This is a genomic window from Janthinobacterium sp. Bl 1, assembly GCF_058215535.1.
The window spans coordinates 1,804,053-1,828,925 of the sequence record NZ_CM177086.1 but is presented as its reverse complement, the minus strand read 5'-3'; the positions used below and the strand labels follow the sequence as shown (position 1 = coordinate 1,828,925).

Genomic DNA, 24,873 nt, shown 5'->3' with positions numbered 1-24,873 from the left:
TGCGCCACCCCGCGCAGGCTTTTTTTTGCCTGCTGAAAGGCACGGCGCTGCGCTACAATCACTGCCCCGCCACCGCTATCTCCGTCTGCCACGATGTCCGCCCGCCTGCTGCGCCGCCTGTTGATCCTGCCCCTGCTGGCGTGCCACCTGCACGCGTGCGCGGCCGCCCCATCGCCCCTGCTGTCCGACTACACGCACAACGCCTGGGGCGCCCTGCAAGGCGCGCCCGTCGATGTGCTGAAATTCGCCCAGGGCAAGGATGGCTGGCTGTGGATCGCCACGGCCACCGGCTTGTACCGCTACGATGGCGTGCGCTTCGACAGGGTCGACAGCGTGTACGGCCACCGCCTGCCGTCGAGCAATGTGCTGGGCCTGGCCACGCCGGCCGACGGCGCCGTGTGGGTCGGTTACCGCCTCGGCGGCGTCAGCGTCTTTCGCAAGGATGGCACACGCACCTACCGCGAGGCGGACGGCTTGCCGCCGGGCGCCGTGTTCCATATCGAAGTGGCACCCGACGGCGCCATCTGGGTCGGCACGCGCGATGGCGCGGCGCGCCTGGCGCCGGGCGCGGACCGCTTCGTTGCGCAAGCGGCCAACGTGGGCCTGCCCGACAAGCGCGTGTACCAGATCCTGTTCGCGCGCGACGGCACGCAGTGGATGGGCACCATGCATGGCGCCTATTTCCGCAAGCCGGGCGAGACACGCTTTTCCCATGCCTGGCCGCGCACCATCCTCACCGGCATGGATGAAGCGCCCGACGGCGCCATCTGGGCCGTCGATGCGCAAAGCAATTACTACCGCGTGCGCACCAGCGCGCCGCGCGCCAATGCGCCCATCCGGCCCGACGCCAGGGGCAACAGCATCCGCTTCGACCGCGCCGGCATCATGTGGCTGATGCAGCCCGACGGCATCGAACGCAAGTTCGACCCTTCCGGCCCCAGCCTGCCGGCCCAGCGCCTGACGCGCCAGAACGGCATCAGCGGCCCATTGCCGCAAACCTCGTTCCAGGACCACGAAGGCAATCTGTGGTTCGGTACCTCGACGGGCCTGGACCGCCTGCGGCCGAACCGCCTGAAGACCCTGGCCGTTGCCGTGCCCTTCGACCATCCCGGCATGCTGCCAGGGCCCGACGGCGACGTGTGGATCGGCGACTACGTCAGCGACGTGCGCAGCTTTACGGCCGACGGGATGAAAAAAGTGATCCTGAAAGGGGCGCTGGCGGCCAGCCACTGGGCGCCCGACGGCACGCTGTGGCTGGGCAACGAGCAGGAACTCCACCACCGCGCGCGCAACGGCGCCATGACGCGCGTGGCGACGCCCGTGCAGGGACTCGATCCGCAGGCGCTGCAGCAAGACCGCTCGGGCGCCCTGTGGGCCTCGTTTTCCGGCGGCGGCCTGTTTCGCCTGAACGAAGGAAAATGGAACGCGAACGGAGGCCTCTCGGGCTTGCCGACGGTACTGACGACGGCCATGGCGATGGATGGCGCCGGCACCGTCTGGCTGGGCCATGCCGACAATACCATCAGCCTGGTGGCCGACGGCCAGCGCGCGGGCGCCGTCAGGCGGCTTGGCGCCGCCGAGGGCCTGCAAGTGGGCACCGTGCTGCAGCTATACCGCGATGGCGACGCGATGTGGGCCGGCGGCGAAAACGGCGTGGCCCTGTACCGCGCCGGCCGCTTCCACACCTTGCGCGGCGCGCGCGGCGCGGTGTTTCGCGGCGTGTCGGGCATCGTGCGCCTGCCGGACGGCGACCTGTGGCTGCATGGCGCGGACGGCATAGCCCATATCGGCGCCGCCAGCCTGGCCGCGTGGATGCGCGATGGCAGCGCCGTCACCTCGGAACGCTTCGACGCGCTCGACGGCTTGCAGGGCCATGCCTCGCAGCTGCGCCCCGTGCCGTCGCTGATCCATGCGCCCGATGGCAAGCTGTGGTTTTCCACCTCGGCCACCATCGGCATGCTCGACCCGCTGCATATCCGCCGCAACGCCCTGGCGCCGCCCGTGCAGATCCACAGCTTGCTGGCCAATGGCGTGCGTTACGCACTGGACGATGGCAAGCCGCAGCACCTGCCGCAAGGCAGCAAGACCCTGCAGATCGGCTTCACGGCCCTGAGCCTGTCGATGCCGGAACGCGTGCGCCTGCGCTACAAACTGACGGGCGTGGACGCGGGCTGGCAAGAGGCCGTGGGACGCCGCGAAGCCTACTATACCAACCTCGCGCCCGGCAGCTACCGCTTCGAGGTCACGGCCGCCAACGAAGACGGCGTGTGGAACACGCAAGGAGCGGGGCTAGACATCGTCATCGCGCCCGCCTTCGTGCAAACGCCGTGGTTCATCGTGCTGCTGGCGCTGGGCGCCGCGCTGCTGCTGTACGGCGGCTATGTGCTGCGCATCCGCCACCTGACGCGCAACATGCAGGAGCGGCTGCAGGAGCGCTTGCAGGAGCGCCTGGCCGAACGCTCGCGCATCGCCCGTTCGCTGCACGACACCCTGCTGCAAAGCGTGCAGGGCCTGATCCTGTCGTTCCATGCGCATGCGGACATGCTGCCCAAAGGCACGCGCGAACGGGCGCGCCTCGATGGCACGCTCAACCTGGCCGACCAGCTGCTGATCGAAGGGCGCGACCAGATCATGGACTTGCGCGCCTCGGCCGAACCGGACGAACTGCGTCTGGCGCTGCAGCAATTCGGCAAGGGCCTGGCCGAGCACCGCGCGCACGCGTTTACCGTGCATGTGAGCGGCACCTGCCGGCGCCTGCAGCCGCGCGTGCATGACGAGATCTATGCGATCGCGCGCGAAGCGCTGTTCAACGCCTCGCGCTATGCCGAAGCGGCCAACATCGTGCTGGAACTCGACTATGCGGAGCAGGCATTCACCCTGCGCGTGCGCGACGACGGCTGTGGCCTCGATGACGCCGTCGCACAGGCGGGCCAGCGGCCCGGCCACTGGGGCCTGGTCGGCATGCGCGAGCGCGCCGCCGGCATCGCGGCCAGCCTGCGCATCGACAGCCGGCCCGGCGCCGGCACGCAGATCGAAGTGAGCGTGCCAGGCCGCCTCGCTTACTAAGGGCGCGCCGGCCGCCGGGCTGGTTCTATGTGAACCGCGATCGCGCCACACCGTGAACTGCATCTGCGCCAGCGCAAACGGGAGCGGGTGGCAAGCGCCCATACTGGCCGCTCCGATGTCTTACCCGTTTGTGCCATGAGCAAACTCATCGATATTTCCCTGGACCGGTGGGACGCCAGCGGCAGCGCCGCACAGCAGGCGGCGGCGCAGCAGGCACTCGAAGATGGGCAGGTGCTGCTGCTGCCCGCGCTGGGCTTTCCCCTGCGACAGGAAGAGCATGCGCTGCTGAACGGCGCCGTGGGTAGCGCCGGCAGCGCCAAGAACATCAGCTGGGAACCGGCGCGCGGCGTGCGCGGCCACGGCGACGCCTACGATGCGACCCTGCTGGCCGCGCTGATGCAGCGCTATGCGCGGCACACGCAGCGCCTGCTGGCCGGCTTGCTGCCTGCCTATTGGCTCCACCTGCAGCAAGGCAAGGGCAGCTTTCGCCCCGTGGAAATTGCCGGCAGGGTGACCTCGTGGCGCAAGGACGATACGCGCCTGCACGTCGACAGCTTTCCCTCCTCGCCCACGCAGGGCCGGCGCATCCTGCGCGTCTTCACCAACATCCATCCGCGCGACGCACCCCGCGTGTGGAAACTGGGCGCGCCATTCGAGCAGGTGGCGCAGCATTTCCTGCCCGTCGCGAAACGTCCGCAACCGGTGCTGGCAGCCCTGCTGCAATGGCTGCGCGTCACCAAGTCGCGGCGCACGGCCTACGACCACTACATGCTGCAGCTGCACGACGCCATGAAGGCCGACCTCGGCTACCAGGCGCAGGTGGAACAGCACACGCATGCGTTTGCGCCGGGCCAGACGTGGATCGTCTTCAGCGACACGGTATCGCACGCTGCCCTGCGGGGACAGCATGCGCTGGAGCAAACCTGGCTGCTGCCCGTGCACGCCATGGCGGCCCCGCACAAGTCGCCGCTGGCCATCCTCGAACGCCAGTTGCAACGTCTGCTGGCCTAGCCGGGGCTCAGGCTGGCAAGCGGACCGCCTTGAAGCGCCGCCAGGCCTTGTGCATGCGGCCATCGCTGCCTTGCGCCTGCGCGCGCGCCGCCAGATAGCCGCGCACGAAGGCCGCGTGCAGCCGCAACCGGTCCTGGGCCGACTGGTCGGCCTGGCCGGTCTGGCCAGCCTGAACTTCGAGCAATTCCTGCAGCAGCCGGTCGGCTACCTGCACGTCGTTGAGCCAGCCCAGTTCATCCTGCAAGGCCGACAGCCGCCCCACGTACGGTTTCACGGCCCTGCCCGCAAACAGCGAGGCAAAAAATTCCGTCGCATAGCGCGTCTTCTTGGCCGCGATGCGCACCCGGTGGCGCTGCTGCGGCGTGGCATGCAGCAAACGCTTGCCACGCTTTATCAGGCGGCGCTGGTCCTTGCGCAAGGTCGCGCGGGCAAATGGCGAAACGCGCGCATCCAGGCGCCGCAACTGGCGCACGGCACAACTGTCGCGCCAGGCGCGCGCCTGCAGCCAGCGCTGCAAGCCCAGCATGCAGGCCGTGTAGCGCGCCGAGGTGACGGCCTGGGCCGCCAGTTCGTGCTTGAGGCGCGCCTGCGCGTGGGCCGCCTCCGCCAGCGCCGCCGCATCCGTGGCCGCTACACCGTCCAGCTGTGCCAGGGTATTGTCCGCCAACACATCCCAGTCGCGCGCCTCGCCCAGCGCGCCGCCCAGCCACTCGAGTTCGCCCTTCAAGGCATCGGGCAGCACCAGCAGGGACTTGAACATGCCCAGCGCCGAGCGCAAACGGCGCAGGCCCACGCGCATCTGGTGCACGCTTTCCACGTCCTCGCCCCCCGCCACGCCATCCTGGTTGCCGCTCACTTGTTCGAGGCAATTGCTGGCGATGGCCAGGAATACCTGTTCCACGGACATGCCGTCGTCCAGCGCCAGGGGCTGCGCCTTGACCGCCTGCAGAGGCTGTGACGCCGCGAGCCGGTAACCGCGCTCCGCCTTGCTCATGTGGCCCAGCTGCAGCGGCACGTCTTGCAGCAGGGCCAGCGCCACGTCGAACAGGCTGGACGCCTGCCCCTGCTTCAATTCCAGTTCGATCTCGCTGACGGGCACGCTGCGCGCGGTACCATCGGCGCCATCCGCGCCGCTTTCAATGACACCCTGGTCCAGCACGCATTCGATCTGGTCGCCCTGCGGCGTGCGCAACTGCCATACGGTGCGCTCCATGCGCGTACTGAACACGGGCTGCAAGGCGTCGCGGATGGCGTCCTGGCGCAGCAGCGCGCGGATGGGCTGCTTGCGGCCGATGGCCGCATCGAGCGCGGCCAGGTCCGGTTGCGGCCCCGGCACCTCGCCTTCCCATTCGTGGCGGCTGTGCAAACCGCCGCTGACGGTGCCGCCCGCCTTCAGGGTTTGCACCCAGCGCCCGTCCACCTGGCGCACGCGCAAGCCCGCCTGGTGGCGGCACAGCTGCAGATCGGGCGTGTCGACATAGATATCGTGCATCCGCAGCAGTTGCGGCTCACCTTGCGTGGATTGCGCCAGCAGCGGGTGCGAGCGCAAACGCGGTACATCTTGCTGCGCCAGCAACAATTTCAATTCAATTTCCATGACCGCTCCTTGCGAGACTCCTGATCGCCCATTGTAAGGCGCGTGCGGCCGCGCGTACGGCGCACGCACACGGACCTTGATTTTGCGCGAAAATAAGCGCTTCATTCAACCAGGAGATGCCATGACCTACCACGCCGCCGAGAACCGCTACGACAGCATGCAATACCGCACCTGCGGGCGCAGCGGGCTGAAACTGCCGCTGCTGTCCTTGGGACTGTGGCATAACTTTGGCGACAGCAACAATCTGGCATCGCAGCGCGACATGCTGCGCACCGCGTTTGACCTGGGTATCACGCATTTCGACCTGGCCAATAACTACGGCCCGCCGTATGGCAGCGCGGAAAGCAATTTCGGCAAGCTGCTGCGCGACGATTTCCTGCCCTACCGCGATGAGCTGATCATTTCCACCAAGGCGGGCTGGGACATGTGGCCGGGGCCGTATGGCCAGGGCGGCGGTTCGCGCAAATACGTGCTGGCCAGCCTGGACCAGAGCTTGCGTCGCCTGGGCCTCGATTACGTCGACATCTTTTACTCGCACCGCTACGATGCCGACACGCCGCTGGAAGAAACCATGGGCGCGCTGGCCACTGCCGTGCAGCAGGGCAAGGCGCTGTACGTGGGCCTGTCGTCGTATTCGCCGCAAAAGACGGCCGAGGCGGCCGCCCTGCTGAAGGAATGGAAAGTGCCGTGTCTGATCCACCAGCCCGCCTACAACATGCTCAACCGCTGGATCGAGGAAGACGGCTTGCTCGATACCCTGCAGCAGGAAGGCATCGGCTGCATCACGTTCACGGCGCTGGCGCAAGGGCTGCTCAGCGACAAGTACCTCGATGGCGTGCCGCAGGATGCGCGCGTCAACCGTCCCGGCGGCGGTTCGCTGACGCAACAGCACCTGAGCGCGGAAAATCTGGCCCGCGTGCGCGCGCTGAACCAGATCGCCGCGCAACGGGGGCAAACCCTCGCGCAGATGGCGCTGGCCTGGGTGCTGCGCGATCCGCGCGTCACTTCGACCCTGATCGGCGCGAGCAGCAGCGCGCAAATCCGCGAAAACGTGGCCGCGCTGCAGCAACTGTCGTTCACGGCCGACGAACTGGCCGCCATCGACGTGCAGGCGCGCGAAGGCCATATCAATCTGTGGGAAGGTCCGTCGCGGGCCACCTGATCACCGTCCTGTGCTTGTGGCGGCGGCAGCGGGCAGGTAGACTGCCGCCGCCGCCAACATCCACCACGAGGTTCCATGCAAGCCATCCCCGCCATCACCGTTTGCCTGCTGCTGTCCTGCGCGGCCAACGTCCACGCGGCCAATTATTGCGACTCGCCGCAATGGTCTATCGTGCATAACAAGAGCTACGACGAGGTGATGAAGATCGCCACGAAGCGCGACAAGATCCGCGACGCCGAATGCAGTTTTACCGACGTGATCCTGAGAATCCAGAACGAGGAAGCGGGCATCGGGCGCTATCCGGGCATCCTGCTCATCGCCGACGCGCAGGATGAAAATTTCGTCGTCACCAGCCGCGTCGGCGCCTACACCATCTTCAGCTACCGCTATAACGACAAGCGCCTGCTGCAGTTTGCCATGAAGGATCACAGCTGGGCGGAAGGGGAAGAGTTCCAGGCCGGCGCCTACAAGATCACGGGCGTGAAGGAGTTCAAGACCATCACAGGCTTCCCCACCACCTTGCTGGTGGTACAGACTTTCCAGTTTTACGGGCCCAAATAAGGCGGCAGCAACGCGCCCAGTTCCTGCGCCACTTGCCGGCGTCGTTCGGGCGTGGCGAACACACCCACCGCCACGTGCCGGGTAGCATCACAGATATCGTTGATGTGTATCAATTGGCGCGGCCATTGCGGCACGGCGATGCGCGTGCGCCATGGGGAAAAGTGGTGGCGCCGGCAACGCCCGCCGCTGACCTGTTCGATGATCAGCTCGCCGTCGCGCAGGACGATGTGTTCATAGTCGCGCGCATGGCGCAGGTAATGCAGCAGGGCGGCGGCCACCAGGATCAATTCGGCGAAGGAAAAAACGGGAATGTACCAGAGGCCGCGCAGCGCAAAGGCGGCGGCAATGACGAGGGAAAACAGGCATAGCAAGCCATAGGCGCGCAGCAACTGGCGCGCCGTCAAGGCACTGTGGCGCGCGAGCAGCCATTGCGGCTGCTCGCGCGAGTGATCGCGTGGCATGACGCCTCCCGCACTATCGCTCCATCACCGCAGCGGCCCTCGCCGCCGCCAGGTTCAGCCAGCTTGCGCCAGGGTCAGGCGCCCATCCGCACCAGCGCATGGCCCACGTGCTGCCACCAGTGATCGCGCGACTTGACCTGTTTCAGGCAAGACGTGTCGATTTCCGTAGGAAACACGTGATCCTGGCACGCCTTCGTTTCCAGTGCATAGCGCTGATTTTCCGCCGCCGCCAGGGCCACGACGAGCCAGAACGCCAGCGCCAGCAAGACCACCAGCAAACTCCAGGCCAGGTGGTTGGTATTACTTTTTTCGCCAAAAAACTCGCGTGGCCGCGTCTCGCGGTACATCGACATCAAGTCTTTTTCTTTCTCTTCCGACATCTGCGTTTGCATCCTCTGACATCCTATCCTGTACCGGCCGGCTGGCCATGGCGGCGCACACGCCGCCTTGCCGCCATTTTACGCTGATGGCGCCACAGCGGCGGCAATTTGCGGCCAGCCACTGGCATCAGGGGCGCGGCGCTGGCGCCCGGGGAGCGTCGGACTCGGCATCGCCCTCCTCTGCAGGCCGCACGGGCGCCAGGCTTTCCACATGGTCGACGTCGATGTCGCCGCCATCGGGCGCCGTATTGCGCGGCTCCACGCCGGCCCGCTCGCCCGTGCCGGCAGCATCGCTGTCGCTATCGAGCTCTTCCGGGTCCTGGCCCGGCACGCCCTGCATGTCGCTGCCGCTGTCGGAACTGTCGCTGGGGCCCAGCGCCCCCTTGCCATGGCCGCTGCCCAGGACGCGGTCGGGGATGACGGGCAAATTGTCCGGATCGAGTGAACTGCTGCTCATGGCGGCCTCCGTTAACAAAAAAACCATCTTACTCCCCTGGCCCGGCCAGCGGCGCACGCCTGCACGGCTTTTCCCCCGGGGAATGCGGCGGTGCACAACTATTTTCATAAATTACTTCACAAATGTACTATTCATTGCTATAGTTAATTCAAGTAAGCATCTTCTCATCCAGAAACTGCTTCATCGGCGGCACGGCGCCCACCAGCGCCATGCCGCCGAACCGACCGGTACGTGGCGATCCGGCCCATCCACCCAGCCATCACGCACATTTTGGAGTCTTATCATGCAAGCCAAAACCCTCATCGCAGCATTGTTTGCCATCACCGCCGCCACCTCGGCTTTCGCCCAAAGCGCCGCGCCTGCCGCCACGGGCCAGCAATTGTCGCGCGAGCAAGTCACGTCCGAATACGTCCGTGCCCGCAACGCCGGCGAAATCGCCACCAGCGAAGTCGACTACCCGAAAACGCCGGCCACCGCCGCCAGCCAGGTGACGCGCGAGCAAGTCATGGCCGAGTTCTACGCCGCCCGCAAAGCCGGCCTGATCCCGCAAACGGAAGCGGACTTTGACGTCGCGCAAACGGCAAAACACGTCGTGCAATAAGAAACCAGTCAGCCGGTTTCAGTCAGTAACAACTCAGTTGCGGCGCAGCACCCGGGCCACTCCCGGCGCTCACCGCGGCGAGCTGTCAGCATCACCCCAACACCTTCTTCCGGAGTTTCTGCATGCCCCTGCACCGCCGTTTGCTTGCCGCCAGCCTGATCCTTGCCTTGAGCGCTTGCGCCGACATGGGCCATATCGCGCCGCAATCGGCCATGCTCGACGCCAGCAAGCTGCAGGCGAACCAGGCCATGGATGCCGCCGCCAGCGCAGCGATTGCCTGGCCGCGTACGCAATGGTGGCAAGACTTGCACGACCCCCAATTGAACCATTTGATGGACCAGGCCCTGGCCGACAGCCCCACTCTGCGCGGCGCCCAGGCGCGCGTGCGCCAGGCCGAGGCGCTGGCCGGTGCCGCCGAGGACAAGACCCGGCCGCAGGCCGATGCGGCTGTTTCCATCAACCGCGAACTGTATTCGCAGCACGGCAGCACGCCGGCGCCGCTGGCCGGCAATTACGCATGGCGCAACCAGGCCACCGTCACGGCTTCGTACGACCTGGACCTGTGGGGCCGCAACCGCGCCGCCCTGTCCGCCGCTCTGGGCGACGTGCAGATGGCGTCGGCCGAATCGCAGATGGCCCGCCTGGCACTGGAAACGGCGCTGGTGCGCACCTACATCCAGCTGTCGTATGAATTCCAGCTGCAGGACGTGATCGAACGCAGCCTGGCGCAGCGCGCCCGCATCCTCGACATCACGCGCCAGCGCAAGGCGGCCGGCATCGGCACGGACATCGACGTGGCGCAGATCGAAACCACCTTGCCCGCAGGCCGGCGCCAGCTGGAACAGTCGGCCGAATCGCTGGCTCTGCTGCGCAACCAGCTGGCGGCCCTGGCGGGCAAGGGCCCGGCAGCGGGCGCGGCGCTCACGCGCCCCGTGCTGCGCCTGGACCAGCCGCTGGCCATTCCCGCCGCCCTGCCGGCCGACCTGATCGGCCGCCGTCCCGACATCGCCGCCCAGCGCTGGCGGGTGGAAGCGGCGGCGCAGCGCATCGACGCGGCCAAGGCCGAGTTCTACCCGAACGTCAACCTGGTGGCATTTGCCGGCTTCCAGGCCTTCGGCTTCAGCCATTTTCTTGACGCCAACTCGCAGATCCGCGGCGCTTCGCCCGCGCTGAGCCTGCCCATCTTTGCCGGCGCCCGTTTGCGCGCCCAGCTGGGCAGCCAGACAGCCGTGTACGACGGCGCCGTCGAGCAATACAACGCCACCGTCATCAACGCCATGTCGGACGTGGCCAACGCCGTCACCAAGGCGCAATCGCTGGCCAGACAGCACCAGCTGACCGCGCAGGCGCTGGCCACGGCGCAGCGCGCACGCGACCTGGCGGAAAAGGCCTACAAGGCGGGCATGAGCGACGCCATCGCCATGCTCAACACGCAAGTGGCGCTGCTGGCGGAAGAACAGCAGCAGGCGCAAAATGGGGCGCGCGAGCTTGATCTCTACGTTTCCTTGATGAATGCACTGGGAGGCGGCATATAAGCTTGCAATCCTGGCATTGCCCTAGCTCAACAAGATACAATCGGAACTTTATTCACACATGAAGGAATATGACATGACCGCTTTTGACGCCACCGCCAAGCGGCTGCAAAACATCCGCACGCGCATGCCAGGCTTCCCCATGGAACTGATGCGCCTGTTGCGCATGACGTACCACATTCAAAAAGGCATGAAGGACCTGACCAATGCCGCGCTGAAAAAGCACGACCTGGTCGATGCCAGCTACATGGTGCTGGCCGTGCTGTACGGCACGGACGACGAAACGTCGAACGCCTGCACCCTGGGCATGGCCTGCCATGAAAAGCCGGCCAACCTGACGCGCGTGTGCAACGACCTGGAAACGCGCGGCCTGATCCATCGGGGCACGCGTCCCGGCGACCGCCGCTCGGTGATGATCTCGCTGACCGACAAGGGCCGCGCGCTGATCGAAACGGCGCTGCCCGACGTGTACCAGGAAACCTCGGCCCTGTACGAAGGGTTTACGGAAGAAGAGCTGCAAGTGCTCGACAAGCTGTACATGCGCCAGCTGCGCAATTTGAACAATCTCAACAACCAGAACTGATAGCCTATCGATGACGCCAGCCACAGCATCAACACCTATAGACGGCCCCCTGACCCGGGCGGCCCGCTGGCTGGCGCTGGCGCTGCAGGACTGGCGCGCGACGGAAGGCGAACGCTGGATCTACGTCGGCAAGACCCTGATCGCCGCATTCTGCGCCCTGTGGCTGGCCTACCGCCTGGGCCTCGATTCGCCGAGTACGGCGATGACCACCACCATCATCCTGGCCCTGCCCAGCAGCGGCATGGTGCTGGAGAAAAGCTTTTACCGCCTGTGCGGCACCCTGCTCGGCTGCACGGCCGCGCTGACCCTGATCGGCCTGTTCCCGCAGCAGCCCGTGCTGCTGTTCGCCGGCCTGGCCCTGTGGGTGGGCCTGTGCACGAGCGGCTCGGCCCTGCACCGCAATGCCCAGTCGTATGTGTACGTACTGGCCGGCTACACGGCTTGCATGATCGTGCTGCCCGCCATCGAGCAGCCGATGCAGGTCTTCTCGCTGGCCGTCACGCGCGTGGCTGAAGTGAGCCTGGGCATCATCTGCTCGGCAGCCGTCTCCAGCGTGCTGCTGCCGCGCCACCAGGGCACGCAGGTGATGCGCACGGTGCAGGCGCGCTACGGCAAATTCCTCACTTTTTGCCAGGACGTGCTACAGCAAAAGCTCACGCCGGCGCAGGTGGAACTGACGCATCTGCAGTTTGCCGCCGACGTGGCGGCGCTGGAACTGGGCCGCTCGGCCGCCCTGTTCGAAGTCACCAGCAAGGTCAGTCACGTGCGTGCGCAAAACCGCAAGCTGCACGCCTTCAACGCCACCTTCATGACGGCGCTGACCACCTTCTATACTTTCCACCGCCTGTTCGACCGCCTGCAGCGCGATGGCGAAACACAGGTCATGCAGGCCTGTGCGCCTTTGTATGCCATCGTCGCCGAGGCGCTGCAAGCGACGCCGTCGCAAGACTCGCTCGACACCATGCAGCGGCATCTGCAAACGGCGCTGGGCCAGGCGCGCGCGGACATCGATGGCGCGGCCATCGCGCATGCGCAGCGCATCGACTTCGACACCGTGTGCGAGCTGCTCGAGCGCTTCGCGCGCGACATGAGCCGCTTTCACGAAGTGTATTTCAGCCTCGTGCACGACACGCCGCTGGACGTGAGCACGCCGCAGGCGTATGCGCCGAAGACGCCGCCCGCGCTGGTGCTCGCCAGCGGCGCGCGCGCCGGCATCAGCCTGGCCCTGCTGGCGCTGGGCGCCTACTTCCTCGCCTGGCCCTACGCCAGCACGGCGATGCTGATGGCGGCCGTGTTCTGCGCGCTGGCCTCGTCCTCGCCGCGCCCCATCATGATGATCCGCCAGGTGCTGGCGGGCTTCCTCATCGCCATGCCGCTGTCGCTCGTCTGCGTGTACTTCGTGCTGGTGCACGGCGACGGCTTCCCCATGCTGGTACTGAGCTTTACGCCGTTTCTCGCCGTCGGCCTGTACCTGATGACGAATCCGGCCAAGCTGGGCGTGGGCCTGGGCGTGTCGACCTTCATCACGCAGATGGCGCCGACGAATGTGATGCACGTCGATGGCGCGGCCTTTCTCAACACGGGCATGGCCCTGATCGTGGGCCTGATGCTGGCCGCCCTCGTGTTTGCCGTGCTGCTGCCCGAGCACACGATGGGCCACAAGGACCACATCGGCCGTGCCCTGTGGCGCGAAGCGCTGCATGCATGCACGGCGCCCGCACGCCGTGTCAAACACCGTTTCGACAACCGCGTGCGCGACCTGCTCAGCCAGCTCAATGCGGCGGCCGGCCCGGCGCCGGGAGAAGCCACGCGCGCCGTCGTGCGCCAGGCCTTGACCCTGCTGGAAATCGGCCACTCCGTGATCGAACTGCGCGAACTGATCGCGACGGCCAGGCCAGGCGCCACGCGCCACGCGCTGCAGCAATGCGTGGACCACATCGCCAGCTGGCTGCGCACGCGCAGCGATACGGCACTGCAGGCGGCACTGGCCGCCACCCTGCAGGCGGGCGCCGTGGTGCGCACGGCCCAGACGGAAGCCGATGCGACCGGCGAGCGCAGCGCGCGCCTGCAGACGGCGCTGGCCGACCTGCACTCGATCTATACCTCATTGCTCGACCACATGGCGCCTGGCGCCGGAGACCACCATGCCGCGTGAATTCGCCCTGTTCGGAATCTTGATTCCTACCCTGCTGCCCCTGTTCCTCCTCAGCATAGCCCTGCAAACCCTGCTCGACCGCGTGCTGGGCTGGCTGGGCGTGTACCGCATGGTGTGGCACCCGTCGCTGGCGCGGCTGTGCATCTTCATCGCCATCTTCGGCGCGCTGGCGCTATCGCTTTACAAATAAAAAAACTGTTCAACCCGATCAAGGAAAGGCTGCCGACATGGTAAGCAAACTGACCCGCTATGCAATCACCGTGCTGCTATTGGCAGCCGCCCTGTGGATAGGCAAGACCGTCTGGGACCGCTACATGGAGTCGCCGTGGACGCGCGACGGCCGCATCAAGGCCGACATCGTCAACATCAGCGCCGACGTGGCCGGCACCGTCACGGACGTGCTGGTGCGCGACAACCAGGTCGTGCAAAAAGGCGACATCCTGTTCGTCGTCGACAAGGAGCGCTATGCGAGCGCGCTGGCGCAGGCCGACGCCGTGCTGGCCGCGCAAAAAACGGAACAGGCCCACCGCGGCAAGGAAGCCCAGCGCCGCGCAGGCCTTGACGCCAGCATCATCTCGACGGAAAGCCGCGAAAGCGCGGCGTTCGCCGCCACCTCGGCCACGTCGCAAGTGCAGGCCGCCGTGGCCGCCCGCGCACTGGCCCAATTGAACCTGGAACGCACCACCGTGCGTGCGCCCGTCAGCGGCTACGTGACGAACCTGAACGTGCACAAGGGCGATTTCGCCGCCGTCGGCGCGGCCAAGCTGGCCGTTATCGACAGCGCCTCCTACTACGTCGTCGGCTACTTCGAAGAGACCAAGCTGGGCATGCTGGCGCAGGATGACAAGGCGGAAATGAATCTGATGAGCGGCGGCACGCTGCACGGCCACATCGAGAGCATCGCGCGCGGCATCACCGACCGCGACGCCGCCACGGGCCGCGAACTGCTGGCCGACGTCAACCCCACGTTCAACTGGGTACGCCTGGCGCAGCGCGTGCCCGTGCGCATCCACATCGACGAGCAGCCAAAGGGACAATTGCTGGTGGCCGGCACCACGTGCACCGTGGTGGTGACGCCCCATTCGGCGCCTGCGCCGAAGCCAGCGGCCGCGCACCCGGCATGATACGCGGCGGCGCCGGACGCCTGGCGGAAATCGCCCTGTTCCTCGACGCCGCGGCGCTGGGCAGCTTTTCCGCTGCCGGCCGCAAGCACGGCCTGTCGCCGGCCGCCGCCAGCGCCGCCATCGCGCGCCTGGAAACGGCGCTGGGCGCCACCCTGTTCGAGCGCACCACGCGCCAGCTGCGCCTGACGGAAGAAGGCCTGCACTACCGCCACTACAGCGAACAGGCGCTGGACTTGCTGGCGCAGGCCGAAGACGGCTTGCACGCGGGCGGCGGCGCCGTGCGCGGCATGGTGCGCATTTCGGCGCCGTCCGACATCGGCCGCCAGCTGCTGCTGCCCATGCTTGACCGCTTTGCCGCGCTGCACCCGCAGGTGCGCCATGCGCTGACCCTGACGGACGCCACGGCCAACCTGGTGCAGGACGACGTCGACCTTGCCATCCGCTACGGCGAGCTGCCCGACAGCGACATGGTGGCGCGCCTGCTGCACCCGGGCCGGCGCGTCGTGTGCGTGGCGCCAACGCTGGCCGCCAGGGTCGGCGTGCCGGCCGCGCCGCGCGACCTGGCGTCGCTGCCGACCCTCGTGCTCACGGCCGGCGACGGCGCGACGCAGGAGTGGCGCTACCGCGAAAACGGCAAGCGCCACGGCCTGCGCCTGCAAGGGGACTGGCACAGCAACGATGGCGAAATCATCCGCCGCTGGGCCGTGGCCGGCCATGGCTATGCCTACAAATCGCTGCTCGACATCGGCGACGACCTGCGCGCGGGGCGCTTGCAGACGGTGCTAGACGATTACTTTGCCGATAGCGTCCCCCTGAACTTGCTGTACCGGCGCAGCCGCTTCCAGCCGCCGCGCGTCGCCCTGCTCGTCGAATTCCTGCTGCAGCAATTCGCCGCCCTGCCGGCGCACGGCTAGCCAGCCATCCTCACGGCGCCAGCACACCCATCTGGCGCAGCAGGGTCAGATTGTCTTCCAGGTGCCAGTTGTCGCTGATGCGCCCTTGCCCATTCACGCGGTACAAATCAAATGCATGGAAATCGATGGCTTGCCCCTGCCCCTGCAAGGGGCCCTGCGGCGTGGGGAAGACGCCCGTGAAGCGGCCCGTGAAATGCAGGCGCAAGGTAACCCGGTCGCCCGCCACCAGCATCTGCTCGATGGCGACCTTCAAATCCGGCACGGCCGCATGGAATACTTGCGACGCCTGCAGCGGACCGGCCAAGCCCTGCGGCCGGCCGGCGGGCAAGGTACGGTCGGTGAAATCGTCGGCCAGCGCCAGCCGCGCCAGGGCCTGGTCGCCGCTTTCCCAGAACGCGGCATAGCGGCGCGCGGCCAGCGCCACGGTGGCATCGGCTTTCGCGCCGGACAGGTGGGCCGGCATGGGCAAATCCATGGCGGCATGGACTGGCGCGGCGGCCAGCAACGACAGGGCCAGGATGGCGGGGGCAAAAGCAGACATAGTAGTTCCAAATGAGTTGATCGGCGTGCACATGGCACACCGTCATTCTGGACCCGCTTGCTGCGCTTGATAATTGGCCCTGCACTTGAAGCAATTACTTGCAGGAGTTGAAGATCAGCGCCCGCCCGCCACGTCGAGGATGCTGCCCGTCACATAGCTGGCGCCCGGCCCCAGCAGGTACACGATGGCGTCGGCGATTTCTTCCGGCTGGCCGCCCCGCTGCATCGGCACGCCGGGCGCCAGGCGCGCCACCCGTCCCGGTTCGCCGCCTGACGCGTGAATCTCCGTATAGATGATGCCGGGCCGCACGCCGTTGACGCGGATGCCTTCGGCCGCCACTTCCTTCGCCAGGCCCAGGGTCAGGGTATCGACGGCGCCTTTCGAGGCCGCGTAGTCGATGTATTCGTCTGGAGAGCCGAGGCGGGCCGCCGCCGACGACACGTTCACGATGCGTCCGCCGTGCCCGCCATGGGCCGTCGACATGCGCCGCACGGCTTGCTGGCAGCACAGGAAATAACTGATCACATTGGTGCGCAGCACGCGTTCGAGGCGCTGCGCGGACATGTCGACGAGCCGGCATTTCTGCTCCAGCACGCCCACATTGTTGACCAGCGCCGTGAGCGTACCCAGGCGCGCATCGACTTCCGCAAACAGGCGCGCTACGTCCGCTTCATCGCTCGCGTCGGCCTGCACGGCGATGGCCTCGCCCCCGCCGGCCACGATGCGCGCGCACAGCGCGTCGGCCGCCTGCGCGTCGCGCACATAGTTGATGCACACGGCATAGCCCTGGCGCGCCGCCAGCAGCGCCGTCGCCGCGCCGATGCCACGGCTGCTACCGGTAATCAAGATCACTTCCTTCATCGTCCCTCCTGAATAGTTGTGGCTTCATCATACGCGGACGAAAAAAAACCCGCACGCGGCGGGTTTTTCGTACTGACACATTCAATTTCGGAAATGCGTCATGGCGTAAGTCAGGTGCTGCCACCAGTGTTCGCGCGACTGCACGGACGCCAGGCATTTCGCATCGACCTCGTTCTTGAACGCGGGGTCCACGCAAGCCTTGCTGGCCAGCGCATTGCGCTGGTTTTCCACGTTGACGATGGCAATCGCCAGCCACGCAACGAGGGCGAGGGCCAGTACGCACAGGGTCCAGGGCAGCTGTTTCATGAGGTCTCCGCTTACTTCTTCGCTGGCGCCGGTGCGCGCTCTTTCAGCACGCGCGCCACCAGTTCATCCATCACGCGCAGGGTCGCCGCCTGGGTTTGCGGTTCGGACTGGCCCGGGCGCGACAGCTGCGCCGGCGACGTCACGAAGCGGCCATCGATGACGATGGTCGGCGCGCTCTCGATCTTGCTGGCGGTGATCAACTGCTCGTTGCGTTTCAGCTTGGTCTGCACGCCGAACGAGTTGAACATGTCCATGTATTTCGCCTTGTCGATGCCGTTCTTGACCAGCAGGTCGAGGATGGCGTCATCGCGGTTCAGGCGGTTGCGCTCGACGTGGATGGCGCGGAAGATCTTGTCGTGGAACTGGTCCAGCTGGCCCATCGCTTCAAGCGTGGCATAGGCGTGCGCCTGCGGGTCTTTCGGGCCGGTGGCGGCCAGGTGGACGCGGCGGAAGGCGATCTTGTCGCCCTGCTTCTTGACCCAGTCGTGCATCAGCGGATCAAGCACGTAGCAGTGAGGGCACGAATACATGAAGTACTCGACCACTTCCACCTTCTTGCCCGTGTCCGTGCGCACTGGCGTCGTGAGCGTGGTAAAGCCGGTATCGGCCGCCATGGCGCCGCCAGTGGCCGCCACCAGGGTGACGGCGGCAAGCAGGGGACGCAAGAAACGCAGAAAACGCATATAAATCCTTCATCATAAGTGGTCGTGAACGGGGCGAGATTACCACTTTTTGCGGCGGACGATGTCGCCCGGCCGGAAAAAAAGCGCTTTTATCCGCTCCGTTTGCGCCCGCTTAAGCCGCATTTAAGCCCCGCCGCGCCCCTGCCTCAAAAATGGTAGCGCGCCGACACGCGCAACTGGCGCGCGTCATTGAGGTAAATGCTGGAGCGGCAGCCCGGCGCATCGCCGTAATGGCGGCGGTTGGCCAGGTTGCTGCCAGCCAATTCCAGCTCCCAGGCGCCCAGCTTGCGCACATAGCGCCCGTCCACGGTGGCAAACGCTGGCACTTGCGCCAGGCAGCTGCTGGCGAAATCGGGGCCATAGCGCAGGGCGCGCAGCCATTGCACGCCGGCGTCGGCACTGGCACCGCCCTGCCCCGTCCAGTACAGGCGCAGGCTGGCCAGGGTCTTGGGCACGAGAGCGATGTCCGGGCCGTCGTAGGCGTAATCGTCATAGCGCGCATGCACCTGGCGCAACTCCCCGTCGAGGCGCCAGTCGCGCGCCAGCGCCATGCTGGCTTCGATGGCGACGCCGTCGCGGCGCGAGGGATCGAGGTTGCCCGCAAAGCCCAGCTGGCCCAGGTTCTGGTCGAAGACGATCTGGTTGCTCAGGCGCTCGCTGAACACGCGCACGGAAGCGCTGCGCGCCGCATCGCCGAAGGTGGCGCCCACTTCCATTTCACGCCGCAGCTGTCCCGCCAGCGGGCGGTAGCCGGCGCGGGTATAGCCATCGTCGTCGATGCGGTAGCTGCGCGCGGCCTTCGCATACACGCTCAGTTGCGGGCGCAGCTGCAGGCTGCCCTGCACGTCCCAGGCATTCTGGTTTTCCCAGTCGCTGCCGCCGGCGGGCATGTCGGCCGGGTCGAGCTGGAACTGTTCATGCCGCAGCCCCAGCAGCAGGCGCGGCGCATACGCACCGCCGAAGGCCAGCTCCTCGCGCAGCAGCAGCGCGCGCGAATACTGGCGGCGCTGCGCATCGCCCGCGCGGCCCGAGCGCCGCTGCCACTGCATCAGGTCCAGGCCCACTTCCGTATCCGTGCCCACGCCGCCCACCTTGCCGTAATGGCGCAGGCGGGGCGCCAGCTGCCGGCGGCGGCTGCTGTATGTCGATTCGCTGCTACCGTCCTCGCCCGCATAGTGGGCCGTGGCGCGCTTTTCCCGCTGCGACAGTTCCACGCCCAGCTCGAAACTGCCCACATAGCGCTGCACGAAGGCGCTGGCGCGCCGCACTTCATAGCGGTACAGGTCTTCCGGACGGGCCGCCAGCAAGGCCAGGAACGGCGCCTCGGGCGCCGGATAGCGGGTGTCCTGGTTCAGCTGGTCGGCGCTGAAACCGAAGCGGCCCTGGCGCAGCTTCCATTCCGCGCCGCCGTTGAAGCCGCGCTGGTGAAACACGCTGCCATCGCGGTAATTGCCGTTGCGCAGGCCGTCGATGGCCACGTCGAGCACCATGCCGCCCTGATCGCGCGACAGGGCGCCGCGCACGCTGTGCTGGCCGCCCTGCGCCAGTTCGGCGGACAAGTCGCCATGCGTGACGCCGGCCGCGCCGCCTTCCACGCCTTCCTGCGCGCACGCCGGCATGGCCAGGGCGCACAACAGCAAGGTGCGCGTGGCGATGGTCAGGGCGGAAGGGGCAGGCATCATGGCGGAAAGCTGGGTGCGCCACCGGGGCGCGCACGCACGGCAACAGGGGGGATGGCAAAAGCGAATCATTATACGCACGGCGCGTGGCGCCGCAACCGCCGGCAAGGCTGCCTGCACAATTTATTGCTTATTTGTAATTTTTACAGGTATATTCAGGAACGCCCGGCGATCCTGGGCGCAGCCGACTGCATTTGAAGATCATCAATCAGAAGTCACTGTGGGAGTCACGCATGGAAAGTCGTAGCACAACGCGCCGCCGCATTTCCCTCATCCCGGGCAAGTTCAAAGCCCTTTCCATCGCCGCCCTGCTGCTGGCCGGCCTGGCCCTGCAAGCCGACCTGTTCGCCCAGCCGGAACAGGGCAAGCCCGCCAGCGCGCCCCTGCCGCTGGCGCCATCGGCCGACGGCATCGCCCTCGCTTCGCCGCATGCGTCGGCCGTCACCACGCCCAGCGCCAGCAACGCCTGGGGCGGCGCGCGCACGGGTACGCAAGCGACCCTGTCGGACCGCGTGGTCGACTACCAGATCGAAGCGACGCTCGATCCCGTCAAGCACACGATAGACGGCCAGCAGAAACTGCGCTGGCGCAACCGCAGCGCGCAAGCCGTCAGCAGCGTCTACCTGCACCTGTACCTGAACGCGTTCGAAGGCGAGCATTCGACCTTCTTCACCGAGAAGCGCAAGCTCGACACGGGCTTCCGCTCGGGCGTCGACACGCGCGACGGCGAGTGGGGCTACATCGAACTGCGCAGCATGACGCAGAACGGCGCCAGGGCGCCCTGGCATTTCGTCCAGCCCGACAACGGCCCGGCCACCGACCGCACGGTGGTGCGCGTCGACTTGCCGCAGGCCGTCGCGCCGGGCGCCGAGACGACGCTCGACATCCGCTTCTTCGACCAGCTGCCGCGCGTCATCGCGCGCACCGGCTATTTCGGCAGCTTCCACCTGGTGGGCCAGTGGTTCCCCAAGATCGCCGTGCTGGAACTGCCCGGCGAACGGGGCGCCACGGCGCCGCGCTGGAACGCGCATGAATTCCACCTGAACTCGGAGTTCTACGCCGACTTCGGCCACTACGACGTGAAGCTGACCGTGCCCAAGGAATACACGGTGGGCGCCACGGGCGAGCTGCAGGGCGCGCCGCAGGAAAAGAACGGCATGCTGACGCATCACTACGTGCAGGGCGACGTGCACGATTTCGCCTGGACGGCCGACAAGCGCAGCGCGCAGCCGCTGCTGGGCAGCTGGAGCGGCCCTGGCAGCCCGCCCGTGGCCATCAAGGTGCTGTACCCGCCCGAGTACGCGTCGAACGCGGCGCCCGCGCTGCAGGCGGCCAAGGATACACTCACGTATTTTTCGCGCACCCTGGGTCCGTATCCGTACAAGACCCTGACGGTGGTGATTCCGCCGTTTAACGCGGCCGAAGCGGGCGGCATGGAATACCCGACCTTCTTCACGGCCTCGGGCTACGCCGGCCTGCAGCCGAAGACGGCGGCCGAATTCGGCCTCGATTTCGTCACCATCCATGAATTCGGCCATGGCTATTTCTACGGCATCCTGGCTTCGAACGAGTTCGAGGAACCTATCCTCGACGAAGGCTTGAACGAGTACTGGGACCAGCGCATGCTGCGCGCGCGCGGCCAGGATATCCACGCCACCACGCCCCTGCTCAAGCGCCTCGGCTTCGCTCCCGCCTTCAAGGTCTTCGAATTCGAGCGCACGGCCGCACCGCGCCAGGATGCGGCCGACCCGTTGGGCCAGAACGCGTGGGACCGCCTGCAGGGCGTGGGACCCGTGTACAGCCGCACGGCCACCACCCTGCGCGACCTGGAAGCGCGCATCGGCAGCGAGGCCATGGAACGGGGTTTCAAGGCCTACTATGAACAGTGGAAATTCCGCCACCCGAGCGTGGCCGACTTGCGCGAAGCACTGGCCGAAGCGACGGGCCAGCGGCGCATCGTGGAACAGGTCTTCGCGCAGCAAGTGTATGCCAGCGCGAATATCGACGACCGCATCGGCAGCTTCACCAGCGACGAGCAGACGCCGCTGGCCGGCCTGGCGCTGGTGAACGGCAAGCGCGTGGAACGCACGTCCGAGGCGCTGGAACAAGAAGAGGACAAGGTGCGCGAAGCGTGGGACAAGGCGCACCCGGACGCCAAGCCCGGCACGGGTCCGTATCCGTATCTGACCAGCGTGGTGCTGCGCCGCCGCGGCGCGCCCGTGCCGCAAGTGCTGCTGGTGAAGTTCGCCGACGGCACCTCCGAACGCGTGGTGTGGGACAACGACCAGCTGTGGCAGCGCTACACCTGGAGCAAGCCCGTGAAGGCCGTCTCGGCCGAACTGGACCCCGACCGCGTGCACTACCTCGACGTCAACAAGCTCGATGACAGCCGCACCCTGAAAGCCGACAAGTCCGCCGCGCGGCGCTGGAGCTTCGACCTCGCCGCCGCCTTCCAATACCTCTTTTCCCTGATTGCCACCGTATGAGCGCCACTTCCACGACACGGGCCAGCGGCCTGGCACTGACCACGCGCGCCAGCCGCGCCGCCCTGCAATGGCGCTTGCTGCTGCTGTGGGCCGGCCTGCTGCTGATCCCCACCATCGTTGCCGTCATCCCCCTCTGGCGCACCTTGAGCGCCAGCCTCGATCAGGCCGTGCATGCGGCGGCCCTGGCGCAGCAGCTCGACCTGATGACCCTCGCCGACCTGGCAGCCAATGCCAGCCGCAATGGCGCCGCCATCAGCCAGGCCGCCATCGCCGGCGTCGTCTTGACCCTGCTGCTGTCGCCGCTGCTGAGCGGCCTGGTGGTGACGGCCGCGCGCGCGCCGGCGCCACTGGGCTTCGGCGCGCTGCTGACGGGCGCCTTCAGCGCATACGGCCGCATGCTGCGCATGCTGTTGTGGAGCATCGTGCCGCTGGGCCTGGCGCTGATAATCGGCGCCGGTGCGCTGAAACTGGCCGACAAACACGCGGCGACAGCCATCCTGGAAGCGGACGCCGACCTGGCCCGTCACCTGGCCTTGCTGTTCGCGGGCGTGCTGTTCCTGCTGGCCTGCGCCACGCTCGATGCGGGCCGCGCGGCACTGGCCATCGACCGGCGCCGCACGTCGGCCGTCAAGGCGTGGTGGCGGGGCCTCGGCATGCTGCGCCGGCGTCCGCTGGCCTGCCTGGCCATCTACCTCGCCATCACCGTGCTGGGACTGGCCCTGTATGCGCTGCTGGGCGTGGCGCGCCTGAACCTGGCCGGCCCGGGCCCGCTGGCCATCGTGGCCGGCTTGCTGGCAACGCAGCTGGCGGTGCTGGTGCTGGCGTGGATGCGCAGCGCGCGCCTGTTCGCGCTGATCGGCGTCAAGCGCTCGCTTGCGTAATCAAGCCCCCAGGCGCCCTTCATCGGCGAGGAAGTCGATGAAGGTGCGCACTTTCGAGGACAGGTAGCGGCGGCTCGTGTAGACGGCATATACGCTGCCGCCCGCCAGCTGATAAGCGTCGAACAGGCGCACCAGCCGCCCCGCCGCCAGGTCCGTATCCGTCTGCCACGATGGCAGCAGGGCGATGCCCATGCCGTCAAGCGCGGCCGCGTGCAGCAGGCTTTCGTTATTGCATTGCAGGACGGGCGAGAATTTCACCGTCTCGCGTCCCTGCGGGCCATCGAACGTCAATTCGTTGCCGTTCGATAGCAGCGAATAGCTGATCATGGCGTGCTGTGCCAGGTCTTGCGGCAGCTGCGGCTGGCCCGCGCGCGCCAGGTAGGCGGGCGCGGCCACCAGGTGAAAGGCGATGCTGCCGATGGGCCGGGCGATCAGGGCTGGCGATGGCGCCTGGCTCACGCGCAGGGCCAGGTCGAAGCCCTCTTCCACCAGATTGACGACTCTTCCGCTCAAGTCGATGTCGAACGTCACTTCCGGAAAGCGCTCGCGGTAGGCCACGAGGGTGCGCGTAAAGATGGCGTTGGCGAACCAGACGGGCGCGCTCAGGCGCAGCATGCCACGCGGCACCACGGTCGTGCGGCCGACCGTCGCTTCCACCTCGTCGAGGTTGTCGAGCATGTCGCGGCACTGTTCAAAATACACCTTGCCGATTTCCGTCAGGCTCAGGTGGCGGCTGCTGCGGTTCAGCAGGCGCGCGCCCAGGTGGCGCTCGAGGTGCATCACGTGCTTGCTGACCATGGCCGGCGACAGATCGAGGCGCTCGCTGGCGCGCACGAAACTGTCCAGCTCCACCACGGCGCGAAACACGCGCATGCTGCGCAAGGTATCCATGACTGCCCGATCATCAACAAAATGGAAATGATATATCAATAATGGCGATCTTGATCAACTGGCTGGGCATGACTATCATCGATAGCATCAGCCATTCCACTACGGAGCCGCCATGCAAGAGCACACCTTCCCCACTTATTTCCTGTCGCACGGCGGCGGCCCCTGGCCGTTCATGAAAGACCAGTTCGGCGGCCGCTACGACGTGCTCGAAGCGTCGCTGCAGGATATCCCGCGCCAGATCGGCGCGCATCCGAAAGCCGTGCTGGTCGTCACGGCACACTGGGAAGGACCGCAATTTCTCGTCTCGGCCAGCCCCCGGCCGGGCATGATCTACGACTATTCGGGCTTTCCGCCGCACACCTATCAAATCCAGTACCCGGCACCGGGCGCGCCGGAACTGGCGGCGCAGGTGAAACAGTTGCTGGACGCAGCGGGCCATCCGGCGCGCCTGGACCACGAGCGCGGTTTCGACCATGGCACCTTCAGCGCCCTGTTTCCCATCTACCCGCAGGCGGACGTGCCGCTGGTGCAGCTGTCGCTGAAACACGGCTACGACCCACTCACCCACATCGAGGTGGGCCGGGCGCTGGCCAGCCTGCGCCGCCAGGACGTGCTGATACTGGGCAGCGGCCTGTCTTACCATAACCTGCGCCAGTTCGGCCAGACGGGCGCCGTCGCCTCGCACCAGTTCGACGCCTGGCTGCGCCAGACGATGGCCTTGCCGCCGGAACAGAGATTGGATCAGCTGCTGGCCTGGGACCAGGCACCGGGCGCACGCCAGGCCCATCCGCAGGAAGACCATCTGCTGCCGCTGATGGTGGCGCTCGGCGCCGCCGAGCAGGAAGCGGCGCACGTGGCGTATCACGAGGAGGATTTTTTTGGGGCGCTGGCGGTGACCAGTTTTAGGTTTGGAGCGACTGGCGGAAATTAGCAACGAGCCG

24 protein-coding genes are annotated in these 24,873 nt (G+C 66.8%); 14 read left to right on the top strand and 10 right to left on the bottom strand.

Going from position 1 to position 24,873, the window contains the following annotated elements:
• Positions 1 to 93 precede the first annotated feature (93 nt).
• On the top strand, positions 94 to 3,066 hold the full coding sequence (locus AC4BCN_RS08270) for a sensor histidine kinase (RefSeq protein WP_490493009.1): 2,973 nt from the start codon (positions 94 to 96) through the stop codon (positions 3,064 to 3,066).
• Between the two features lie 135 nt (positions 3,067 to 3,201).
• On the top strand, positions 3,202 to 4,077 hold the full coding sequence (gene kdoO, locus AC4BCN_RS08265; protein WP_490493008.1) for a Kdo hydroxylase KdoO: 876 nt from the start codon (positions 3,202 to 3,204) through the stop codon (positions 4,075 to 4,077).
• A 7-nt stretch (positions 4,078 to 4,084) separates the two neighbouring features.
• Here kdoO and AC4BCN_RS08260 read toward each other — a convergent pair whose 3' ends face one another.
• Positions 4,085 to 5,674, bottom strand: coding sequence for a CYTH and CHAD domain-containing protein (locus tag AC4BCN_RS08260; protein ID WP_490493007.1), 1,590 nt, complete (start codon positions 5,672 to 5,674; stop codon positions 4,085 to 4,087).
• A 121-nt stretch (positions 5,675 to 5,795) separates the two neighbouring features.
• On the opposite strand from AC4BCN_RS08260, the gene mgrA reads away from it, so the two are divergent.
• Positions 5,796 to 6,836 carry an L-glyceraldehyde 3-phosphate reductase gene (mgrA, locus tag AC4BCN_RS08255; RefSeq protein WP_485882083.1) on the top strand — a complete coding sequence of 347 codons (1,041 nt, stop codon included), beginning with the start codon at positions 5,796 to 5,798 and terminating at the stop codon, positions 6,834 to 6,836.
• A gap of 75 nt (positions 6,837 to 6,911) precedes the next feature.
• Positions 6,912 to 7,397, top strand: a complete 486-nt coding sequence (locus tag AC4BCN_RS08250) for a hypothetical protein (RefSeq protein ID WP_490493006.1) — start codon at positions 6,912 to 6,914, stop codon at positions 7,395 to 7,397.
• On the opposite strand, the gene AC4BCN_RS08245 is transcribed toward AC4BCN_RS08250, so the two are convergent.
• The 3 genes from AC4BCN_RS08245 to AC4BCN_RS08235 all read right to left on the bottom strand — a co-directional run bounded on the left by AC4BCN_RS08245 (position 7,382) and on the right by AC4BCN_RS08235 (position 8,695).
• A complete protein-coding gene (locus tag AC4BCN_RS08245; protein ID WP_128140224.1) occupies positions 7,382 to 7,858 on the bottom strand; it encodes a DUF2244 domain-containing protein in 477 nt (158 codons plus the stop codon). The two genes, AC4BCN_RS08250 and AC4BCN_RS08245, sit on opposite strands and share 16 nt — an antisense overlap.
• Before the next feature lie 74 nt (positions 7,859 to 7,932).
• On the bottom strand, positions 7,933 to 8,250 hold the full coding sequence (locus AC4BCN_RS08240; RefSeq protein ID WP_034782067.1) for a hypothetical protein: 318 nt from the start codon (positions 8,248 to 8,250) through the stop codon (positions 7,933 to 7,935).
• Between the two features lie 115 nt (positions 8,251 to 8,365).
• Entirely contained in the window at positions 8,366 to 8,695 is a 330-nt protein-coding gene (locus AC4BCN_RS08235; RefSeq protein ID WP_490493004.1) for a hypothetical protein, read from the bottom strand.
• A gap of 283 nt (positions 8,696 to 8,978) precedes the next feature.
• Between AC4BCN_RS08235 and AC4BCN_RS08230 the strand changes: the two genes are divergently transcribed.
• The 7 genes from AC4BCN_RS08230 (at position 8,979) to AC4BCN_RS08200 (ending at position 15,604) form a co-directional block, all read left to right on the top strand.
• Positions 8,979 to 9,296: a DUF4148 domain-containing protein gene (locus AC4BCN_RS08230; protein WP_490493003.1), complete on the top strand. Its 318-nt coding sequence runs from the start codon at positions 8,979 to 8,981 to the stop codon at positions 9,294 to 9,296.
• 122 nt (positions 9,297 to 9,418) lie between these two features.
• The gene (locus AC4BCN_RS08225; protein WP_490493002.1) at positions 9,419 to 10,831 is read left to right on the top strand and encodes an efflux transporter outer membrane subunit; all 1,413 of its coding nucleotides are present in this window, start codon (positions 9,419 to 9,421) and stop codon (positions 10,829 to 10,831) included.
• Positions 10,832 to 10,904: 73 nt separating this feature from the next.
• A complete protein-coding gene (locus tag AC4BCN_RS08220) occupies positions 10,905 to 11,411 on the top strand; it encodes a MarR family winged helix-turn-helix transcriptional regulator (RefSeq protein WP_034751839.1) in 507 nt (168 codons plus the stop codon).
• A gap of 10 nt (positions 11,412 to 11,421) precedes the next feature.
• Positions 11,422 to 13,566, top strand: coding sequence for an FUSC family protein (locus AC4BCN_RS08215; RefSeq protein WP_490493001.1), 2,145 nt, complete (start codon positions 11,422 to 11,424; stop codon positions 13,564 to 13,566).
• Positions 13,556 to 13,756 (top strand): DUF1656 domain-containing protein, encoded by a 201-nt coding sequence (locus tag AC4BCN_RS08210; RefSeq protein WP_034751763.1) that lies wholly within the window; start codon positions 13,556 to 13,558, stop codon positions 13,754 to 13,756. Before AC4BCN_RS08215 ends, AC4BCN_RS08210 begins: the two co-directional genes overlap by 11 nt.
• A 37-nt stretch (positions 13,757 to 13,793) precedes the next feature.
• On the top strand, positions 13,794 to 14,690 hold the full coding sequence (locus tag AC4BCN_RS08205) for an efflux RND transporter periplasmic adaptor subunit (protein ID WP_490493000.1): 897 nt from the start codon (positions 13,794 to 13,796) through the stop codon (positions 14,688 to 14,690).
• Positions 14,624 to 15,604: a LysR family transcriptional regulator gene (locus tag AC4BCN_RS08200; RefSeq protein WP_223278841.1), complete on the top strand. Its 981-nt coding sequence runs from the start codon at positions 14,624 to 14,626 to the stop codon at positions 15,602 to 15,604. The genes AC4BCN_RS08205 and AC4BCN_RS08200 overlap by 67 nt, the downstream gene beginning before the upstream one ends.
• Positions 15,605 to 15,614: 10 nt before the next feature.
• Here AC4BCN_RS08200 and AC4BCN_RS08195 read toward each other — a convergent pair whose 3' ends face one another.
• The 5 genes from AC4BCN_RS08195 to AC4BCN_RS08175 form a co-directional block, all read right to left on the bottom strand.
• Positions 15,615 to 16,145, bottom strand: coding sequence for an ester cyclase (locus AC4BCN_RS08195; RefSeq protein ID WP_490492999.1), 531 nt, complete (start codon positions 16,143 to 16,145; stop codon positions 15,615 to 15,617).
• Positions 16,146 to 16,259: 114 nt separating this feature from the next.
• Entirely contained in the window at positions 16,260 to 17,006 is a 747-nt protein-coding gene (locus tag AC4BCN_RS08190; protein WP_490492998.1) for an SDR family oxidoreductase, read from the bottom strand.
• An 81-nt stretch (positions 17,007 to 17,087) separates the two neighbouring features.
• Entirely contained in the window at positions 17,088 to 17,312 is a 225-nt protein-coding gene (locus AC4BCN_RS08185; RefSeq protein WP_070303949.1) for a hypothetical protein, read from the bottom strand.
• Positions 17,313 to 17,323: 11 nt separating this feature from the next.
• A complete protein-coding gene (locus AC4BCN_RS08180) occupies positions 17,324 to 17,995 on the bottom strand; it encodes a thiol:disulfide interchange protein DsbA/DsbL (protein ID WP_490492997.1) in 672 nt (223 codons plus the stop codon).
• A gap of 146 nt (positions 17,996 to 18,141) precedes the next feature.
• The gene (locus tag AC4BCN_RS08175) at positions 18,142 to 19,677 is read right to left on the bottom strand and encodes a TonB-dependent receptor domain-containing protein (protein WP_490492996.1); all 1,536 of its coding nucleotides are present in this window, start codon (positions 19,675 to 19,677) and stop codon (positions 18,142 to 18,144) included.
• Between the two features lie 230 nt (positions 19,678 to 19,907).
• On the opposite strand from AC4BCN_RS08175, the gene AC4BCN_RS08170 reads away from it, so the two are divergent.
• On the top strand, positions 19,908 to 22,160 hold the full coding sequence (locus tag AC4BCN_RS08170; protein WP_490492995.1) for a M1 family metallopeptidase: 2,253 nt from the start codon (positions 19,908 to 19,910) through the stop codon (positions 22,158 to 22,160).
• Positions 22,157 to 23,041: a hypothetical protein gene (locus AC4BCN_RS08165; protein ID WP_456148827.1), complete on the top strand. Its 885-nt coding sequence runs from the start codon at positions 22,157 to 22,159 to the stop codon at positions 23,039 to 23,041. The genes AC4BCN_RS08170 and AC4BCN_RS08165 overlap by 4 nt, the downstream gene beginning before the upstream one ends.
• On the opposite strand, the gene AC4BCN_RS08160 is transcribed toward AC4BCN_RS08165, so the two are convergent.
• On the bottom strand, positions 23,042 to 23,932 hold the full coding sequence (locus tag AC4BCN_RS08160; protein WP_490492994.1) for a LysR family transcriptional regulator: 891 nt from the start codon (positions 23,930 to 23,932) through the stop codon (positions 23,042 to 23,044). It abuts the gene before it with no gap.
• 112 nt (positions 23,933 to 24,044) lie between these two features.
• Here AC4BCN_RS08160 and AC4BCN_RS08155 point away from each other — a divergent pair, with 112 nt between their 5' ends.
• Positions 24,045 to 24,863: a DODA-type extradiol aromatic ring-opening family dioxygenase gene (locus tag AC4BCN_RS08155; RefSeq protein WP_490492993.1), complete on the top strand. Its 819-nt coding sequence runs from the start codon at positions 24,045 to 24,047 to the stop codon at positions 24,861 to 24,863.
• Positions 24,864 to 24,873 lie beyond the last annotated feature (10 nt).

Bases quoted from the DNA above. Each gene is read 5' to 3' on its own strand.
- AC4BCN_RS08270 (WP_490493009.1), top strand. From the start codon at position 94: ATGTCCGCCCGCCTGCTGCGCCGCCTGTTGATCCTGCCCCTGCTGGCG.
- kdoO (WP_490493008.1), top strand. From the start codon at position 3,202: ATGAGCAAACTCATCGATATTTCCCTGGACCGGTGGGACGCCAGCGGC.
- AC4BCN_RS08260 (WP_490493007.1), bottom strand. From the start codon at position 5,674: ATGGAAATTGAATTGAAATTGTTGCTGGCGCAGCAAGATGTACCGCGT.
- mgrA (WP_485882083.1), top strand. From the start codon at position 5,796: ATGACCTACCACGCCGCCGAGAACCGCTACGACAGCATGCAATACCGC.
- AC4BCN_RS08250 (WP_490493006.1), top strand. From the start codon at position 6,912: ATGCAAGCCATCCCCGCCATCACCGTTTGCCTGCTGCTGTCCTGCGCG.
- AC4BCN_RS08245 (WP_128140224.1), bottom strand. From the start codon at position 7,858: ATGCCACGCGATCACTCGCGCGAGCAGCCGCAATGGCTGCTCGCGCGC.
- AC4BCN_RS08240 (WP_034782067.1), bottom strand. From the start codon at position 8,250: ATGCAAACGCAGATGTCGGAAGAGAAAGAAAAAGACTTGATGTCGATG.
- AC4BCN_RS08235 (WP_490493004.1), bottom strand. From the start codon at position 8,695: ATGAGCAGCAGTTCACTCGATCCGGACAATTTGCCCGTCATCCCCGAC.
- AC4BCN_RS08230 (WP_490493003.1), top strand. From the start codon at position 8,979: ATGCAAGCCAAAACCCTCATCGCAGCATTGTTTGCCATCACCGCCGCC.
- AC4BCN_RS08225 (WP_490493002.1), top strand. From the start codon at position 9,419: ATGCCCCTGCACCGCCGTTTGCTTGCCGCCAGCCTGATCCTTGCCTTG.
- AC4BCN_RS08220 (WP_034751839.1), top strand. From the start codon at position 10,905: ATGACCGCTTTTGACGCCACCGCCAAGCGGCTGCAAAACATCCGCACG.
- AC4BCN_RS08215 (WP_490493001.1), top strand. From the start codon at position 11,422: ATGACGCCAGCCACAGCATCAACACCTATAGACGGCCCCCTGACCCGG.
- AC4BCN_RS08210 (WP_034751763.1), top strand. From the start codon at position 13,556: ATGCCGCGTGAATTCGCCCTGTTCGGAATCTTGATTCCTACCCTGCTG.
- AC4BCN_RS08205 (WP_490493000.1), top strand. From the start codon at position 13,794: ATGGTAAGCAAACTGACCCGCTATGCAATCACCGTGCTGCTATTGGCA.
- AC4BCN_RS08195 (WP_490492999.1), bottom strand. From the start codon at position 16,145: ATGTCTGCTTTTGCCCCCGCCATCCTGGCCCTGTCGTTGCTGGCCGCC.
- AC4BCN_RS08190 (WP_490492998.1), bottom strand. From the start codon at position 17,006: ATGAAGGAAGTGATCTTGATTACCGGTAGCAGCCGTGGCATCGGCGCG.
- AC4BCN_RS08185 (WP_070303949.1), bottom strand. From the start codon at position 17,312: ATGAAACAGCTGCCCTGGACCCTGTGCGTACTGGCCCTCGCCCTCGTT.
- AC4BCN_RS08180 (WP_490492997.1), bottom strand. From the start codon at position 17,995: ATGCGTTTTCTGCGTTTCTTGCGTCCCCTGCTTGCCGCCGTCACCCTG.
- AC4BCN_RS08175 (WP_490492996.1), bottom strand. From the start codon at position 19,677: ATGATGCCTGCCCCTTCCGCCCTGACCATCGCCACGCGCACCTTGCTG.
- AC4BCN_RS08170 (WP_490492995.1), top strand. From the start codon at position 19,908: ATGGAAAGTCGTAGCACAACGCGCCGCCGCATTTCCCTCATCCCGGGC.
- AC4BCN_RS08165 (WP_456148827.1), top strand. From the start codon at position 22,157: ATGAGCGCCACTTCCACGACACGGGCCAGCGGCCTGGCACTGACCACG.
- AC4BCN_RS08160 (WP_490492994.1), bottom strand. From the start codon at position 23,932: ATGGATACCTTGCGCAGCATGCGCGTGTTTCGCGCCGTGGTGGAGCTG.
- AC4BCN_RS08155 (WP_490492993.1), top strand. From the start codon at position 24,045: ATGCAAGAGCACACCTTCCCCACTTATTTCCTGTCGCACGGCGGCGGC.